The sequence below is a fragment of the Luteibacter sp. genome (genome assembly GCF_036499525.1).
Taxonomy (GTDB): Bacteria; Pseudomonadota; Gammaproteobacteria; order Xanthomonadales; family Rhodanobacteraceae; genus Luteibacter.
In genome coordinates, this window is record NZ_DASYDO010000067.1 from 33,833 (window position 1) to 47,647 (window position 13,815).

Here is a 13,815-nt window from a genome sequence, read left to right on the forward strand (position 1 = left end):
TGCTCATCGCGAAAAGCTGTCGCGCGCAGGGCGCGCTCCTACGGGTGGCTGGTCAGACCACAACCACCGGGATCTTGCCGATCTTCGAGCGCCACTCCTTCGGCCCCGTCTCGTGCACCGACGTGCCGGCGCTGTCGACCGCCACCGTCACCGGCATGTCCTTCACCTCGAACTCGTAGATCGCCTCCATGCCAAGGTCCTCGAACGCGAGCACGCGCGAAGCCTTGATCGCCTTCGAAACGAGGTATGCCGAGCCGCCCACGGCCATGAGGTACACGGCCTTGTTGTCGCGAATGGCCTCGATCGCGGTGGGGCCGCGCTCGGACTTGCCGACCATGCCCAGCAACCCGGTGGACTCAAGCATCTGCCGCGTGAATTTGTCCATGCGCGTGGCGGTGGTCGGACCGGCGGGGCCGACGACCTCGTCGCGCACCGGATCCACCGGACCCACGTAGTAAATGAAGCGATTGGTGAAATCCACCGGCAGCGTCTCGCCCCGGTTGAGCATGTCGATCATGCGCTTGTGCGCGGCGTCGCGGCCCGTGAGCAATTTGCCGTTGAGCAGGATGGTCTCGCCGGGCTTCCAGTCCTGCACTTCCTCGCGCGTGATCGTGTCGAGGTTCACGCGGCGTCCCTTGGAGGCGTCGTAGGTGAGCTTCGGCCAGTCTTCCAGCGACGGCGGATCGAGCGCGACCGGGCCGGAACCGTCGAGCACGAAGTGCGCGTGGCGGGTGGCGGCGCAGTTAGGGATCATCGCCACCGGCAGGTTGGCCGCGTGGGTAGGGTAATCCTTGACCTTGATGTCGAGCACGGTGGTGAGGCCGCCCAGGCCCTGTGCTCCGATACCCAGCGCGTTGACCTTCTCGTACAACTCCAGGCGCAGTTCCTCGGCGCGGTTCGACGGACCGCGCGCGATCAGGTCGACGATGTCGATCGGCTCCATCAGCGCTTCCTTCGCCAGCAGCATCGCCTTCTCGGCGGTACCGCCGATGCCGATGCCGAGCATGCCCGGCGGGCACCAGCCGGCGCCCATCGTCGGGACGGTCTTCAGCACCCAGTCCACGATGGAATCGGAAGGATTGAGCATGGCGAACTTCGACTTCGCCTCCGAACCGCCGCCCTTGGCGGCGACGATCACGTCGACCTTGTCGCCCGGGACGATGGACACGTTGACCACCGCCGGCGTGTTGTCGCGCGTGTTCATGCGCTTGCCTGCCGGATCCGCGAGCACCGAGGCGCGCAGCTTGTTGTCCGGGTGGTTGTAGGCGCGGCGCACGCCCTCGTTCACCATGTCCTCGACGCCCATCGTGGCATCGTCCCAGCGCACGTTCATGCCCACCTTGAGGAACACGGTGACGATGCCGGTGTCCTGGCAGATCGGGCGATGACCCTCGGCGCACATGCGCGAGTTGATGAGGATCTGCGCGATGGCATCCTTCGCCGCCGGGGACTCTTCGCGCTCGTAAGCGGCAGAGAGGTTCCGGATGTAGTCCACCGGGTGGTAGTACGAGATGTACTGGAGGGCGTCGGCGACGCTGGTGATGAGGTCATCCTGCTTGATCGAGGTCATGACGCTACGGCTGGCTCGCGAGGCTGGCAAACGCCAATTTTAGCGCACCGGGCCGGTGTAAGGTGCCGCCGTGAGGGCCGGTCTTCTTCCGGCACCCCCGAGAACCCGGAGTTTCCATGCGCCACTCGTTCCGCAACGCCTTCCTCGCCTGCGTCCTCGCCGTCACGGCGGTGGGCATGGCGCTCCCGGCCGCCGCCGCCCAGACCGCGCCGGAGTTCGCCGGCATCGCCGCCTGGCAGAATTCCAAGCCGCTGACCATGCGCCAGCTGCGCGGCAAGGTCGTGCTGATCGATTTCTGGGCCTATTCCTGCATCAACTGCCTGCGTACCCTGCCCCACGTCACCCGCTGGTACGACCAGTACAAGGACAAGGGCCTGGTGGTGGTGGGCGTGCACTCGCCGGAATTCCCGTTCGAGAAACAGGAAGGCAACGTTCGCGACGCCATCGCCCGCTATGGCATCCATTACCCGGTGGCGCAGGACAACGACCTGGCCACCTGGGATGCCTGGGACAACCACTACTGGCCCGCGGAATACCTGGTGGACCAGCGCGGCAATGTCATCGCCCACCACTTCGGCGAAGGCAACTACATGGAGATGGAGAACGCCATCCGCACGCTGCTCGGCCTGCCCCGGTTGACGGACGCCGGCGCGCAGGGGGCGGACAAGGACGCCCCTGACTTCAGCCAGCTGGGCTCCCCGGAGATGTATTTCGGCAGCGACCGCGGCCAGAACAACGCCAGCCCGGAAGGCAATCGCTCGGGTACGCGCGACTTCACCGCCCCCTCCCGCCTCGACCTCAACCGCTTCGCGCTGGTGGGCCGCTGGGAAATCGGCCGCCAGAACGCGAGCCTGGTCGGCCCCACCGGCGAGATTCGCCTGCATTTCAAGGCGAAGAAGGTGCACATGGTGGCCAGCGCCAACGACCCGGTGACCGTCGAGGTCCTGCTGGACGGCAAGCCGCTGGCCCCGGTGACGGTGCAGAAATCCATGCTGTACACGCTCTACAGCGGCCAGGACTACAAGGACCACGTGCTGACGATCCGCGTGCCGAAGGCGAATTTCCACGCGTTCACCTTCACCTTCGGCTAAGGCCATGTAGCGCGCCTTGCGCGGTAGGAGCGCGCCTTGCGCGCGACAGCTTCTGAGGCCGTGCCCCCGGAGCTGGCGCGCCAGCTGGGAACAGGGGCGAAAACCTGTCGCGCGCAGGGCGCGCTCCTACGCCGGGGTTGTAAAGAGTGTTTCTTAAGATATATCGTACGACCACTACGTACGATATATCGGAGAGCGCCCATGCACTTTTTCCACCATGCCCGCCATGGCTTCCAGGATCACATGCAGGCCGTGGGCCGTGGCGCCCGCTTCGGCGGCGGCCCGTTCGGCTTCGACGACCGTGAAGGCATGCGTGGCGGCCGCGGCGGCGGCCGGTTCGGCGGCCGCATGTTCGGCACCGGCGACCTGCGCCTGCTCCTGCTGGCCCTGATCGAGGAGCAGCCGCGCCACGGCTATGAGCTGATCCGAACCATCGAGGAGATGTTCGACGGCCAGTACAGCCCCAGCCCCGGCGCCATCTACCCCACCCTCACCATGCTCGAGGAACTGGGCTACGCCCGCGTCGAGGCCGAGACCGGCGGCAAGAAGCTCTATGCCATCACTGACGCCGGCCGCGCCTTTCTCGCCGAGAACCGCGACAGCCTCGAGGCGCTCACCGAACGCCTGCAGGTGATGTCACGGCACATGCGCCGGATGAGCGTGCCCCATCCCATCCGCGATGCCATGCATGCGCTGAAGCACCAGCTCATGAACCACCACAAGGGCTGGGACGATGATGAAGTGCGTCGCGTGGCGAAGCTGATCGAAGCCACTGCCCGCGCGGTCGCGGAGCGCCAGGGATGAGCGAGCGCCATGCGATCGGTCAGCTCCCACCAAACGAGGCGGCTCCTCACGGAAGCTCCACCTCGCTTAATGCCAACCGCTTCATGAACACATAACCTTGCCGTCCAGCGCGTTACCCCTAGACGTGCGTTCCCGGATAGGAGGCGGCACGATGCGGCGCGGCAGGAAAATACTGGCTTGGGCTCTTGGCATTCTGCTCCTGCTGATCGTGGCGATCGTGCTGTTCATCGCCTTCTTCGATTGGAACAGGCTGAAGCCCACCATCAACGAGAACGTATCGGAGGCCATCGGGAGGCCCTTCGCCATCAACGGCGACCTTTCCGCGCACTGGTCGCGGGAACCGGGCGAAGGCGGGCTGGCAAGCATCGTCCCCTGGCCACATTTCACCGCACGCGACATTACCGTGGCCAATCCGGACTGGGCCAGGGACAAGCAGTTCGCCACCCTCGATTCGATCCAGTTCCGGCTGTCGCCGTTCCCACTCATCGCGCATCGCATCGTGGTGCCGGAGATCCGTTTGGGCCAGCCGCGGATATCGTTGCAACGGCAGAAGAACGGCGACAACACCTGGACCTTCAAGCTCCCCGAAAGCACCGGTCCTTCCGAATGGCAACTCGAGCTCAACGCCATCGCCTTCGACAAGGGCCACATCGACTTTTCCGATGCCATGAACCAGATCGCCATGGGGATCGACGTGACGCCGCTGGGCAAGGGCATTCCCTTCGACCAGATCCTTGCGGAACAGGAGAAGGACGCTCGCGCGCAGGCGAAGAAGACCACGGGCGCCAGCGCGAAGACCCTGGCAAAGAGCGACGCCGGCGAGAAGGACCGGCAGGACGAGATCAGGAAGAAGCAGGTTTATTACTTTGCCTGGGATGCGAAGGGCACATACAAGAAATCCACCGTCTCGGCCAAAGCCCGCACGGGCGGCGTCCTGGCACTGCGCGACGGCAACCGCCCGTTCCCGGTGCAGGCGGACGCCCGCTTCGGGGACACGCATATCGCCTTCGTGGGCACCCTCACCGATCCGCTGAACATGGGTGCGCTGGACGTGCGCCTATGGTTCTCCGGCACGAGCATGTCGCACCTCTACGACCTGACCGGCATCACCCTGCCGGACACGCCGCCCTTTGCCACCGAGGGGCGCCTCAAGGCGAACCTCAGGAAAGGTGCCAGCGTCTACACCTATGAGAACTTCACCGGCCGCGTGGGCGGCAGCGATCTCGGCGGCAGCCTGGTCTTCGATACCCATGGCAAGCGCCCCGGCCTCACCGGCACCCTGAAGTCGAATCAGCTGCTCTTCAGCGATCTGGCGCCCCTCGTGGGCGGCGGCTCCAACGAGGAGAAGGCCGAACGCGGCGATGTCACGAAGCAGCCCGCCGACAAGGTGCTGCCCGTGGAGCCGTTCAAGACAGACCGCTGGAACGCCATGGACGCCGATGTGCGCTTCACTGGCGTAAAGATCGTGCACGGCGAACGCCTGCCGATCGACAATCTGTCCACGCACCTCCTCATGAAGGACGGTGTGCTGACGCTCGACCCGCTGAAGTTCGGCGTGGCCGGCGGCACGGTAGGCAGCAACATCCGCCTGGACGGTTCGGCGACGCCGATGAAGGGCGGCTTCAACCTCGGCGCTCGCCACCTGAAACTGAAGGAGTTGTTCCCCACCTTCGCGCCGATGCAGACGAGCTTCGGCGAGCTCAACGGCGACGCCTCCCTCACCGCCACCGGCAATTCGCCGGCCGCACTGCTGGGCAGTTCCAATGGCGAGGTGAAGTTGCTCATCAACGACGGCGCGATCAGCAGTTCGCTGCTGGAACTGGCCGGCCTCAACGTGGGCAGCTACGCGGTGAACAAACTCTTCGGCGACGAGGTGGTGAAGATCAACTGCATGGCGGCGGATCTCGTGGCCACCCACGGCGTGATGGAGTCGAAGCTATTCGCCTTCGATACGGAAAAGGCGCTGATCAATGTCAGCGGCAATATCGACTTCCGTGAGGAAAAGCTCAACCTGGACATCGTTCCGCACACCAAGGGCTTCCGGCTCTTCTCGCTGCGTTCGCCGTTGTACGTGCACGGGACGATGAAGAATCCGGCGGTGGGAGTGCATGCGGGTCCGCTGATCCTGCGCGGTGGCGGAGCCGTGGCATTGGCCGTCTTCGCGGCGCCGGTGGCGGCCCTGGCTGCGCTGGCCGTACCGGAAAGCGGCAAAGCCGACGCGACCCAGTGCCAGCCATTGCTGGAAGACCTGCGTAGAACTCCGCCGAAAGCCCCACCGGCCGGGAAGACCAGCAAAAGCTAGCATCGAGGTTGTAGGAGCGCGCCCTGCGCGCGACAGCCTTTCGACTCAGGCCCAGGCCTTGGGCGACAGCTCCTAGGCTCGGCCCCAAAGGCTGTCGCGCGCAGGCGCGCTCCTACGAGGGCGCGGCATCCCACGAGGTCCGTGAAAAGGACCGCGCAATCGGGCAAGCTTCGCGCCATGTCGCCTTCCCGCAAAGCCCACCTACAGATCCACTTCTGCGTCCTCCTCTGGGGCTTTACCGCCATCCTCGGGAAGCTGATCGCCCTGCCCGCGTTACCGCTGGTGTGGTGGCGCATGTTGCTGGTGTCGGCCACCCTGCTCTGCGTACCCCGGGTGTGGCGTGGGCTGCGGGCGATGCCACCGCGGCTGCTGCTGTCCTATGCCGGTATCGGCGTGATCGTGGCGCTGCACTGGCTCACCTTCTACGGGGCGATCAAGCTCGCGAATGCCTCTGTGGCCGCGACGTGCATCGCGCTCTGCCCCGTCTTCCTGGCCATCGTGGAGCCCTGGGTGGCCGGGCGGCGTTTCGATCCTCGCGAGCTGATGATCGGCGCGGCGGTGATTCCCGGTGTGGCGCTGGTCGCGGGCGGGCTGCCGGGCAGCATGCGACTGGGCCTTGCCGTGGGCGTGCTCTCCGCACTGTTCGTCGCCTTTTTCAGCGCACTCAACAAGCGGCTCATCGACCGCTCGGACGCACTCACGGTCACCTGCGTCGAACTCGGCACCGGCACGCTGTTCCTTACCTTGCTCGCGCCATTCTTCGCCTCGCCCGCCTTCGTCATACCCGGCACGCGCGACGGCGCGCTGCTCCTGCTGCTCGCCTACGGCTGCACCCTGCTGCCGTTCGCGCTCGCCCTCGCGGCCTTGCGCTACCTCTCCGCCTTCGCGACGCAGATGGTGACAAACCTGGAGCCGGTGTACGCGATCGTGTTCGCCATTCCGCTGCTTGGCGAACAGCGTGAACTGGGCTGGACGTTCTATGCGGGCGTGGCGATCATCCTGATCGCGGTGTTCGCGCATCCGTGGCTTCATCGGGGTGAAAAGGCAGAGCCTGCGGACCTCGTCGCACCGTGATCCCTTTTACGCGCGACCGCGGGCCCGCATCGTGCGGGCGCGGCGGGCGCGTTGGGCCGGGGAGCGGCCGGCGGGCTTTTTACGGGGTGACGAACGCTGGGCTCGCGAAGGCGGGCTTGAAGATTTCACTGCTGTCTCCGGAAACGGAACCGGGAGGGTCGATGCTCCGACCCTCCCGGTGAAAAACCTGCAAACGTGATGTCAGATCAGCTTGATTTCGCGCAGACGTTCCTGAAGGTATTCATGCGCCGTGATCGGCTCGGGATAACGCTTCGGGTTGTCCGGCGTGACACAGGACGGAAGCACATCCAGTACCACATCCGGATTCGGGTGCAGGAAGAACGGCACCGAGTAGCGCGGCTTGCGTGCATTCGCATCCTGCGGATTCGTGACGCGGTGCGTGGTCGACGGATACACGTGGTTGGTCAGGCGCTGCAGCATGTCGCCGATGTTCACCACGACGGCGTCGCCCTCGGTGGTGATCGGCAGCCACCCGCCTTCGCGCGTCAGCACTTCGAGGCCCGCCGCGCTGGCACCCACGAGAAGCGTGATGAAGTTGATGTCCTCGTGCGCTCCGGCGCGTACGTTGGGCACGTCGGCCTGCTCAATCGGCGGGTAGTGGATCGGGCGGAGGATCGAATTGCCGGAATCGATCTTGTCGTCGAAGAAGTGCTCCGGCAGGTCGATATGCAGGGCCAGCGCGCGCAGAACGCGGGCACCGAGTTGGTCCAGCGCCTCGTAGATGCCGTAGCCGTTTTCCCTGAAGCCGGGCACTTCGGTGGGCCACGCGTTCGGCGGCATCACACCGGCGAATTTAGAGTCACGCGGAATCTCGCGGCCGATGTGCCAGAACTCCTTGAGATCGGCGAACTTGCTGTCCTTCGCCGTTTCCACCTTGAACGGCGTGTAGCCGCGAGCACCACCGCCGCCGGGGATGTGGTACTTGCGCTTCACTTCGTCCGGCAGCGCGAAGAAGCGCTTGAACGCGTCGTAAGCGCCCTCGATGGCCTCCTGGGGGATGCCATGGCCGCTGATGCCGCAGAAGCCGAATTCACGGTACGCCGCCCCAAGCTCGGCCACGAAGGCATCGCGATCGGTTTCGTAGCGGCGGATATCGAGGGTGGGAACCTTCTTCATGCATCGTCTCGGGCGGGATCAGGCCGCGGCCTGGGCCGCCGATTTTACGGCGTCCGCCAGTTGCCCCGCCAGCCGTTCCACCTCGACGGCGTCGGCGGCCTCGATGGTGACGCGCACCAGCGGCTCCGTGCCCGAGGCGCGCAGTACCACGCGGCCACGGCCTTCGAGCGTGGCCTCCACGTCCGCCAGCGCCTGGCGGACAGTGTCCGTGCCCAGGGCGGCCTTGGCGCCCTGTACGCGCACGTTCACCATGGTCTGCGGCAGCTTGACCAGGTCGGCGCGGGCCTGGCCGAATGTCTCGCCCGAATCCGCGAGCACTTCCAGCAGGGCCAGCGCCGCGACGATGCCGTCACCCGTGGTGAAGCGGTCGAGGCAGAGCACGTGGCCGGAGGTCTCGCCACCAAGCACGCCGCCGTATTCCTTGAGCTGCTGCAACACATAGCGGTCGCCGACATTGGCGCGCACGAACGGGATGTCCAGCTGCTTCAGCGCGCGCTGCAGACCGTAGTTGCTCATCAGCGTGCCGACCACGGGGCCCGGCAGCGACGCCCGCTTCTTCCAGTGGCGCGCGATGACGTAGAGCATGTCGTCGCCGTCGGTCACCGTGCCGTCGCGGTCCACCAGGCGCACGCGGTCGCCATCGCCGTCGAAGGCGATGCCGAGGTCGGCGCCGCGTTCGACCACGGCGCGGGCGAGACCTTCCGGATCGGTCGAACCGACACCGCGGTTGATGTTGAGCCCGTCCGGTTCGGTACCGATGGTGGATACCTCGGCGCCGAGGTCGCGGAAGACTTTCGGTGCGACCTGATAGGTGGCGCCGTGGGCGCAGTCCAGCACGAGGCGCATGCCGGAGATGGAGAAATCGTCCGAGACGGTGGATTTGCAGAACTCGGCATAACGGGTGACCGCGTCGTCCACGCGGCTGGCCTTGCCCAGCGACTCGGAAGCCACCGTGGCAAAGTCAGCCTCGAGCTCGGCCTCGATCTCGGCTTCCAGTTCGTCGTCGAGTTTCTCGCCCTGGCTGGAGAAGAACTTGATGCCGTTGTCCTGGTGCGGGTTGTGCGAGGCGCTGATGACGATGCCGGCGTCCGCACGCAGGGAGCGCGTGAGGTAGGCCACGCCCGGCGTGGGCATCGGGCCGAGCAGGCGCACGTTCGCGCCGGAGGCGACCAGGCCGGCTTCAAGCGCGGCTTCGAACATATAGCCGGAAACCCGGGTGTCCTTGCCGATCACCACCATGACCTTGCGGCTGTGGTCGCGACGGTCCGGGCCGCCCCCGGGCCCACGCAGGTCGGCGGCGCGCCTCCGGGCCAGGACGGCACCGGCGGCGCGGCCCAGGCGAAGGATGAAATCGGCACTGATCGGGTAGGTCCCCACGTGGCCACGGATGCCGTCGGTGCCGAAATACTTGCGTTCGCTCATGGTCTTATCGTTCCTTCCGATGTCGGCAGATGATACTCCGGCGCAGTGAACGAGCCGGATAGGCCCGATGCGCTAGCCAGGCTGCCTACCTCCGGGTGTAGGAGCGCGCCCTGCGCACGACATGTTTTGGGGCCGTGACCCGGAGCTGGCGCGCAGACTTTGGGACTGGCGCGAAAAGCTGTCGCGCGCACGGCGCGCTCCTACACCCCAAGGTAGACCACCCCAAGGTAGGTCAAGGTAGGCGGCTCAGTCGTCGTCGGGCCAGCGCGGCATGGCGGGCTTGTCGTTGCGCGGGGCGGTGTCGCCCGCTTTGACGGCGGCCCACACGGCCAGGGCATCGACGGTGGCGGCCACGTCGTGCACGCGGACCATGACGGCGCCGCGCTGCACGGCGATCAGGGCGGCGGCGACGGAGCCGTGCACCCGGGCGGCATTGTCCTGGCGCCCCGTGAGGGTGGCGATCATCGCCTTGCGCGACACGCCCACGTAAGCACCCGCGCCCAGTTCCGCGAAGCGCGCCATGGCGCGCAGAAGGGCCAGGTTGTGTTCCAGGTTCTTGCCGAAGCCGAAGCCCGGATCGACCAGCACCCTGCGCCGCTCGATACCCGCCAGTTCACAGGCGAACAGGCGGTCGGTGAGGAAGCGGTGGACGTCGCCGACCACGTCGTCGTAGTCCGGTGCGTCCTGCATCGTCCGCGGTTCGCCCTGCATGTGCACGAGGCAGACCGGTACGCGCAGTTCGGCGGCGGTGTCCAGCGCGCCATCGCGGCGCAGCGCGTACACGTCGTTGATCATGCCCGCGCCCGCGCCGACGGCCGCGCGCATCACTTCGGGCTTGGAGGTATCCACGGACAGGGGCAGCGTCGTGGCGGCGGCCAGTCGCTCGACCAGCGGGACGATACGGCGGATTTCCTCGTCCACCGTGACCTCGTCGGCACCCGGGCGCGTGGATTCGCCGCCCACGTCGAGCATGTCCGCACCCTCCTCGGCCAGCGTCATCGCATGGGCGTAAGCCGCCTCCAGGGAAGCATGCCGGCCGCCGTCGGAGAACGAATCGGGCGTGACGTTGACGATGCCTATGACGCGTGGCCGGTCGAGGGTGAGCGCGCGGCCGTTGCAGTCGAGGACGGTGGCGAAAGCATCGAAGTTCATGCGCTCAGCCGGGCTGCGGGCCGCCGAGCGCACCCATGAAGCGGCGGTAGTAGCGCAGTTCGTCGATGGAGTCGCGGATGTCGGACAGCGCCGTATGCGCCGAATCCTTCGCGAAACCGCGCGCGACCTCCGGCGACCAGCGCCGCGAGAGCTCCTTCAGCGTGGATACGTCGAGGTTGCGGTAGTGGAAGTAACGTTCCAGCCTTGACATCTCGCGGTGCATGAACCGGCGGTCCTGGCAGATGGAGTTGCCGCACATGGGCGACTTGCCCGCGGGCACCCACTCGCGCAGGAAGGCGATGGTGGCCTCCTCGGCCTGCTCGGGCGAGGTGTCGGATTCCACGGCGCGGCCCCAGAGACCCGAGCGCATGTGCTGGTTGCGGTTCCAGGCGTCCATCTGCTGCAGGCGGATATCTGCGTGCGAGATGGCGAAGGCCGGTCCCTCGGCGAGCACGTTCAGATCCTTGTCCGTCACGATGGTGGCGATTTCGAGGATGGAATCGTTGTCCGTATCCAGACCGGTCATTTCCAGGTCGATCCAGATGAGGTTGTCTTCGTTCGCGGCAATCATGGGTGCTCCCTTCTGTGACAGAAGTCTACAACGTTCAGGTATCGTGAGATCATATCCGGCATGGCCGAACCGACCTTCTTCTGGCACGACTACGAGACCTTCGGCGCCGATCCGCGACGCGACCGTCCCAGCCAGTTCGCCGGTATCCGCACCGATGCCAACCTCGAGGTGGTCGGCGAGCCCCTGATGATCTACTGCAAGCCGCCGCGGGACACCCCGCCCCAGCCGGCCGCCTGCCTGATCACCGGCATCGTCCCGCAATTGACCGAGCACGAGGGGCTGAAGGAGGCCGATTTCGCCGCCGCGATCCACGAGCAGATCGCCCTGCCCGGCACCTGCACCGTCGGCTACAACTCGCTACGCTTCGACGACGAATTCACCCGGCACCTCCTGTACCGCAATTTCTACGACCCTTACGGGCGCGAATGGGAGAACGGCAATTCGCGCTGGGACCTCATCGACCTGGTGCGCATGTGCCAGGCGTTGCGCCCGGAAGGCATCGTCTGGCCCACCCGCGAGGACGGTACGCCGAGTTTCAAGCTGGAACACCTCGCCAGGGCGAACGGCCTCAAGCAGGACCGTGCCCACGACGCGCTTTCCGACGTGGAAGCGCTGATCGCCCTGGCCCGGCTCATCCGCCAGAAGCAGCCGAAACTCTGGGAGTGGTATTTCGCCCTGCGTCGCAAGCAGCGGGTGTTCGAATTGCTGGACGTGGCGGCGATGACCCCGGTCGTGCACGTCTCGTCGCGCTATCCGGCCAGCCGGCACTGTCTCGCGGTCATCGTCCCGCTCGCCGCGCATCCTTCGCGTGCGGGCGAAGTCATCGTATACGACCTGGCCGCGGACCCGGCCGACCTGCTCGCGCTGGCCGACGGCGACGTCGCCGACCGCGTCTTCACATCGCGCGCGGACCTGCCCGAAGGCGTGGAACGGATCGCCCTGCGCACCGTCCGCGCCAACCATGCGCCCGCACTGGCGCCCTTGTCCGTGCTGAAGAACGCGGACCATGGCCGGCTCGGACTGGACATGGATACGGTGGAGCGGCACCTGGGCGCGCTGCGGAACGCCAGCGGCCTGGCCGAGAAGCTGCGCCGCGTCTACGCGCATGCGGGCGACCTGCCGCCCGCCGAAGACCCGGAACTCGCGCTTTACGGCGGCTTCCTGCCGGATGCCGACCGTCGCCTCCTGGCCGACGTGCGCGCCACGCCGCCCGAACAGCTGGGCAGCCGGGCTTTCAACTTTCGCGACCCGCGCTACCCGGAGCTGCTGTTCCGCTATCGGGCGCGGAACTGGCCGCAGACGCTCAGCCTGGAAGAACAGGAGCGCTGGGAGGCCTTCCGTAGCGACCGGCTGACCCATCACGGTCCGCTGACCACGCTGACCCTCGACGACTACTTCACCGAACTCGCCACCTTGCGCGCCCTGCCCGGCGCTCCGCTCGCCCTGCTCGACGCGCTGGAAGCGTGGGGCCGGGAACTGCGCTGACCACCCGACGATGCCCAAGACCTATTTCACGCCCGCCACTTTCCGTTTCTTCAAATCACTGGTTCGCAACAACAACCGCGAATGGTTCCACGAGCACAAGGACGACTACGAGCGCCACGTGCGCGAGCCGTTCCTTGCGCTGATCGGCGACCTTGCCGCGCCGTTGCAGAAGATCAGCCCGCACTTCCGCGCCGACCCGCGCAAGGTGGGCGGATCGCTCTACCGCATCCACCGCGATACGCGCTTCGCGAACGACAAACAGCCGTACAAGGGCTGGCAGGGTTCGCGTTTCTTCCACGAGCGTCGCCACGAGATCCAGGCCCCGGGTTTCTACCTGCACATCCAGCCGGGCGAATGCTTCGTCGGCGGTGGCATGTGGCATCCGGAGCCGCCGGTACTGAAGAAACTGCGCGAGTTCCTGGCCGACAACCCGGGCGCGTGGAAGCGCGCGACGCATTCGAAGGCGTTCGTCGAGCGTTTCAGCTTCCGGGGTGAAAGCCTGACGCGGCCACCGCGCGGGTTCGATGCGACCCATGAGTTGATCGAGGATTTGAAGCGGAAGAATTTTGCCGCCGGGCAGGATTTCGATGAAGCGCTTGCGTGTTCGTCGGAACTGCTGCCGTTCGTGATGGATAACTTCAAGCGCCTGGCGCCGATGGTGGACTACCTGTGTGCCGCCCAGGAACTGGAGTTCTGAGGCGCTAGCGGCCGTGTAGGAGCGCGCCCTGCGCGCGACATGTCTTGAGGCCGAGACCTGAAGTTGGCGCGCCAGCTTGAGCACTGGCGCGAAAAGCTGTCGCGCGCAGGGCGCGCTCCTACGACTGCTCGTAAAGCTCGATCGGCAGATCGTCCGGATCGGCGAAGAAGGTAAAACGCCGCCCGGTGTATTCGTCGATGCGGATGGGCTCGCACGCAACCCCACGCGAGGTCAGTGTCGCCACTACCGCGTCGATATCGCTCACCGAGAACGCCAGGTGGCGAAGCCCCTGCGCTTCCGGCCGCGAGGGCCGCTTCGGCGGCGACGGAAACGAGAACAGTTCCAATTGCACACCGGGGCTCACTTCGAGATCCAGCTTCCACGAATCGCGCGCCTCGCGGTACGCCTCGTGGATCACCTTGAAACCCAGTACCTCGGTATAGAACGCCTTGGAGCGCGCGTAGTCCGAGCAGATCAGTGCCACATGGTGGATGGCTTCCAGCACGATGC

General features: G+C 66.2%; 12 protein-coding genes. 6 read left to right on the top strand and 6 right to left on the bottom strand.

From position 1 onward, the window contains the following. Positions 1 to 52 precede the first annotated feature (52 nt). Positions 53 to 1,570: a fumarate hydratase gene (locus VGM71_RS13340; protein ID WP_331545970.1), complete on the bottom strand. Its 1,518-nt coding sequence runs from the start codon at positions 1,568 to 1,570 to the stop codon at positions 53 to 55. Between the two features lie 116 nt (positions 1,571 to 1,686). Here VGM71_RS13340 and VGM71_RS13345 point away from each other — a divergent pair, with 116 nt between their 5' ends. From VGM71_RS13345 to VGM71_RS13360, 4 genes are all read left to right on the top strand, one after another. Continuing rightward, a complete protein-coding gene (locus VGM71_RS13345; RefSeq protein ID WP_331545916.1) occupies positions 1,687 to 2,661 on the top strand; it encodes a thioredoxin family protein in 975 nt (324 codons plus the stop codon). 201 nt (positions 2,662 to 2,862) lie between these two features. After that, positions 2,863 to 3,465 (top strand): PadR family transcriptional regulator, encoded by a 603-nt coding sequence (locus tag VGM71_RS13350; RefSeq protein WP_331545918.1) that lies wholly within the window; start codon positions 2,863 to 2,865, stop codon positions 3,463 to 3,465. A gap of 151 nt (positions 3,466 to 3,616) precedes the next feature. After that, positions 3,617 to 5,767 (top strand): AsmA family protein, encoded by a 2,151-nt coding sequence (locus tag VGM71_RS13355; RefSeq protein WP_331545920.1) that lies wholly within the window; start codon positions 3,617 to 3,619, stop codon positions 5,765 to 5,767. A 177-nt stretch (positions 5,768 to 5,944) separates the two neighbouring features. Further along, positions 5,945 to 6,841, top strand: coding sequence for a DMT family transporter (locus tag VGM71_RS13360; RefSeq protein ID WP_331545922.1), 897 nt, complete (start codon positions 5,945 to 5,947; stop codon positions 6,839 to 6,841). 201 nt (positions 6,842 to 7,042) lie between these two features. On the opposite strand, the gene VGM71_RS13365 is transcribed toward VGM71_RS13360, so the two are convergent. The 4 genes from VGM71_RS13365 to orn form a co-directional block, all read right to left on the bottom strand. Then, on the bottom strand, positions 7,043 to 7,978 hold the full coding sequence (locus tag VGM71_RS13365) for an isopenicillin N synthase family dioxygenase (protein ID WP_331545924.1): 936 nt from the start codon (positions 7,976 to 7,978) through the stop codon (positions 7,043 to 7,045). A gap of 18 nt (positions 7,979 to 7,996) precedes the next feature. Continuing rightward, a complete protein-coding gene (gene glmM, locus VGM71_RS13370) occupies positions 7,997 to 9,400 on the bottom strand; it encodes a phosphoglucosamine mutase (protein ID WP_331545926.1) in 1,404 nt (467 codons plus the stop codon). A gap of 246 nt (positions 9,401 to 9,646) precedes the next feature. Then, positions 9,647 to 10,552: a dihydropteroate synthase gene (folP, locus tag VGM71_RS13375; RefSeq protein ID WP_331545928.1), complete on the bottom strand. Its 906-nt coding sequence runs from the start codon at positions 10,550 to 10,552 to the stop codon at positions 9,647 to 9,649. 4 nt (positions 10,553 to 10,556) lie between these two features. Continuing rightward, positions 10,557 to 11,123 (bottom strand): oligoribonuclease, encoded by a 567-nt coding sequence (gene orn / locus VGM71_RS13380; RefSeq protein ID WP_331545930.1) that lies wholly within the window; start codon positions 11,121 to 11,123, stop codon positions 10,557 to 10,559. 60 nt (positions 11,124 to 11,183) lie between these two features. Between orn and sbcB the strand changes: the two genes are divergently transcribed. Together sbcB and VGM71_RS13390 are read left to right on the top strand one after the other, a co-directional pair. Next, a complete protein-coding gene (sbcB, locus tag VGM71_RS13385) occupies positions 11,184 to 12,608 on the top strand; it encodes an exodeoxyribonuclease I (protein ID WP_331545932.1) in 1,425 nt (474 codons plus the stop codon). A gap of 10 nt (positions 12,609 to 12,618) precedes the next feature. Continuing rightward, positions 12,619 to 13,305, top strand: coding sequence for a DUF2461 domain-containing protein (locus VGM71_RS13390; RefSeq protein ID WP_331545934.1), 687 nt, complete (start codon positions 12,619 to 12,621; stop codon positions 13,303 to 13,305). 118 nt (positions 13,306 to 13,423) lie between these two features. Here the strand turns inward: VGM71_RS13390 and VGM71_RS13395 are convergent, their stop codons facing one another. Continuing rightward, positions 13,424 to 13,813 carry a VOC family protein gene (locus VGM71_RS13395; protein WP_414675133.1) on the bottom strand — a complete coding sequence of 130 codons (390 nt, stop codon included), beginning with the start codon at positions 13,811 to 13,813 and terminating at the stop codon, positions 13,424 to 13,426. Positions 13,814 to 13,815 lie beyond the last annotated feature (2 nt).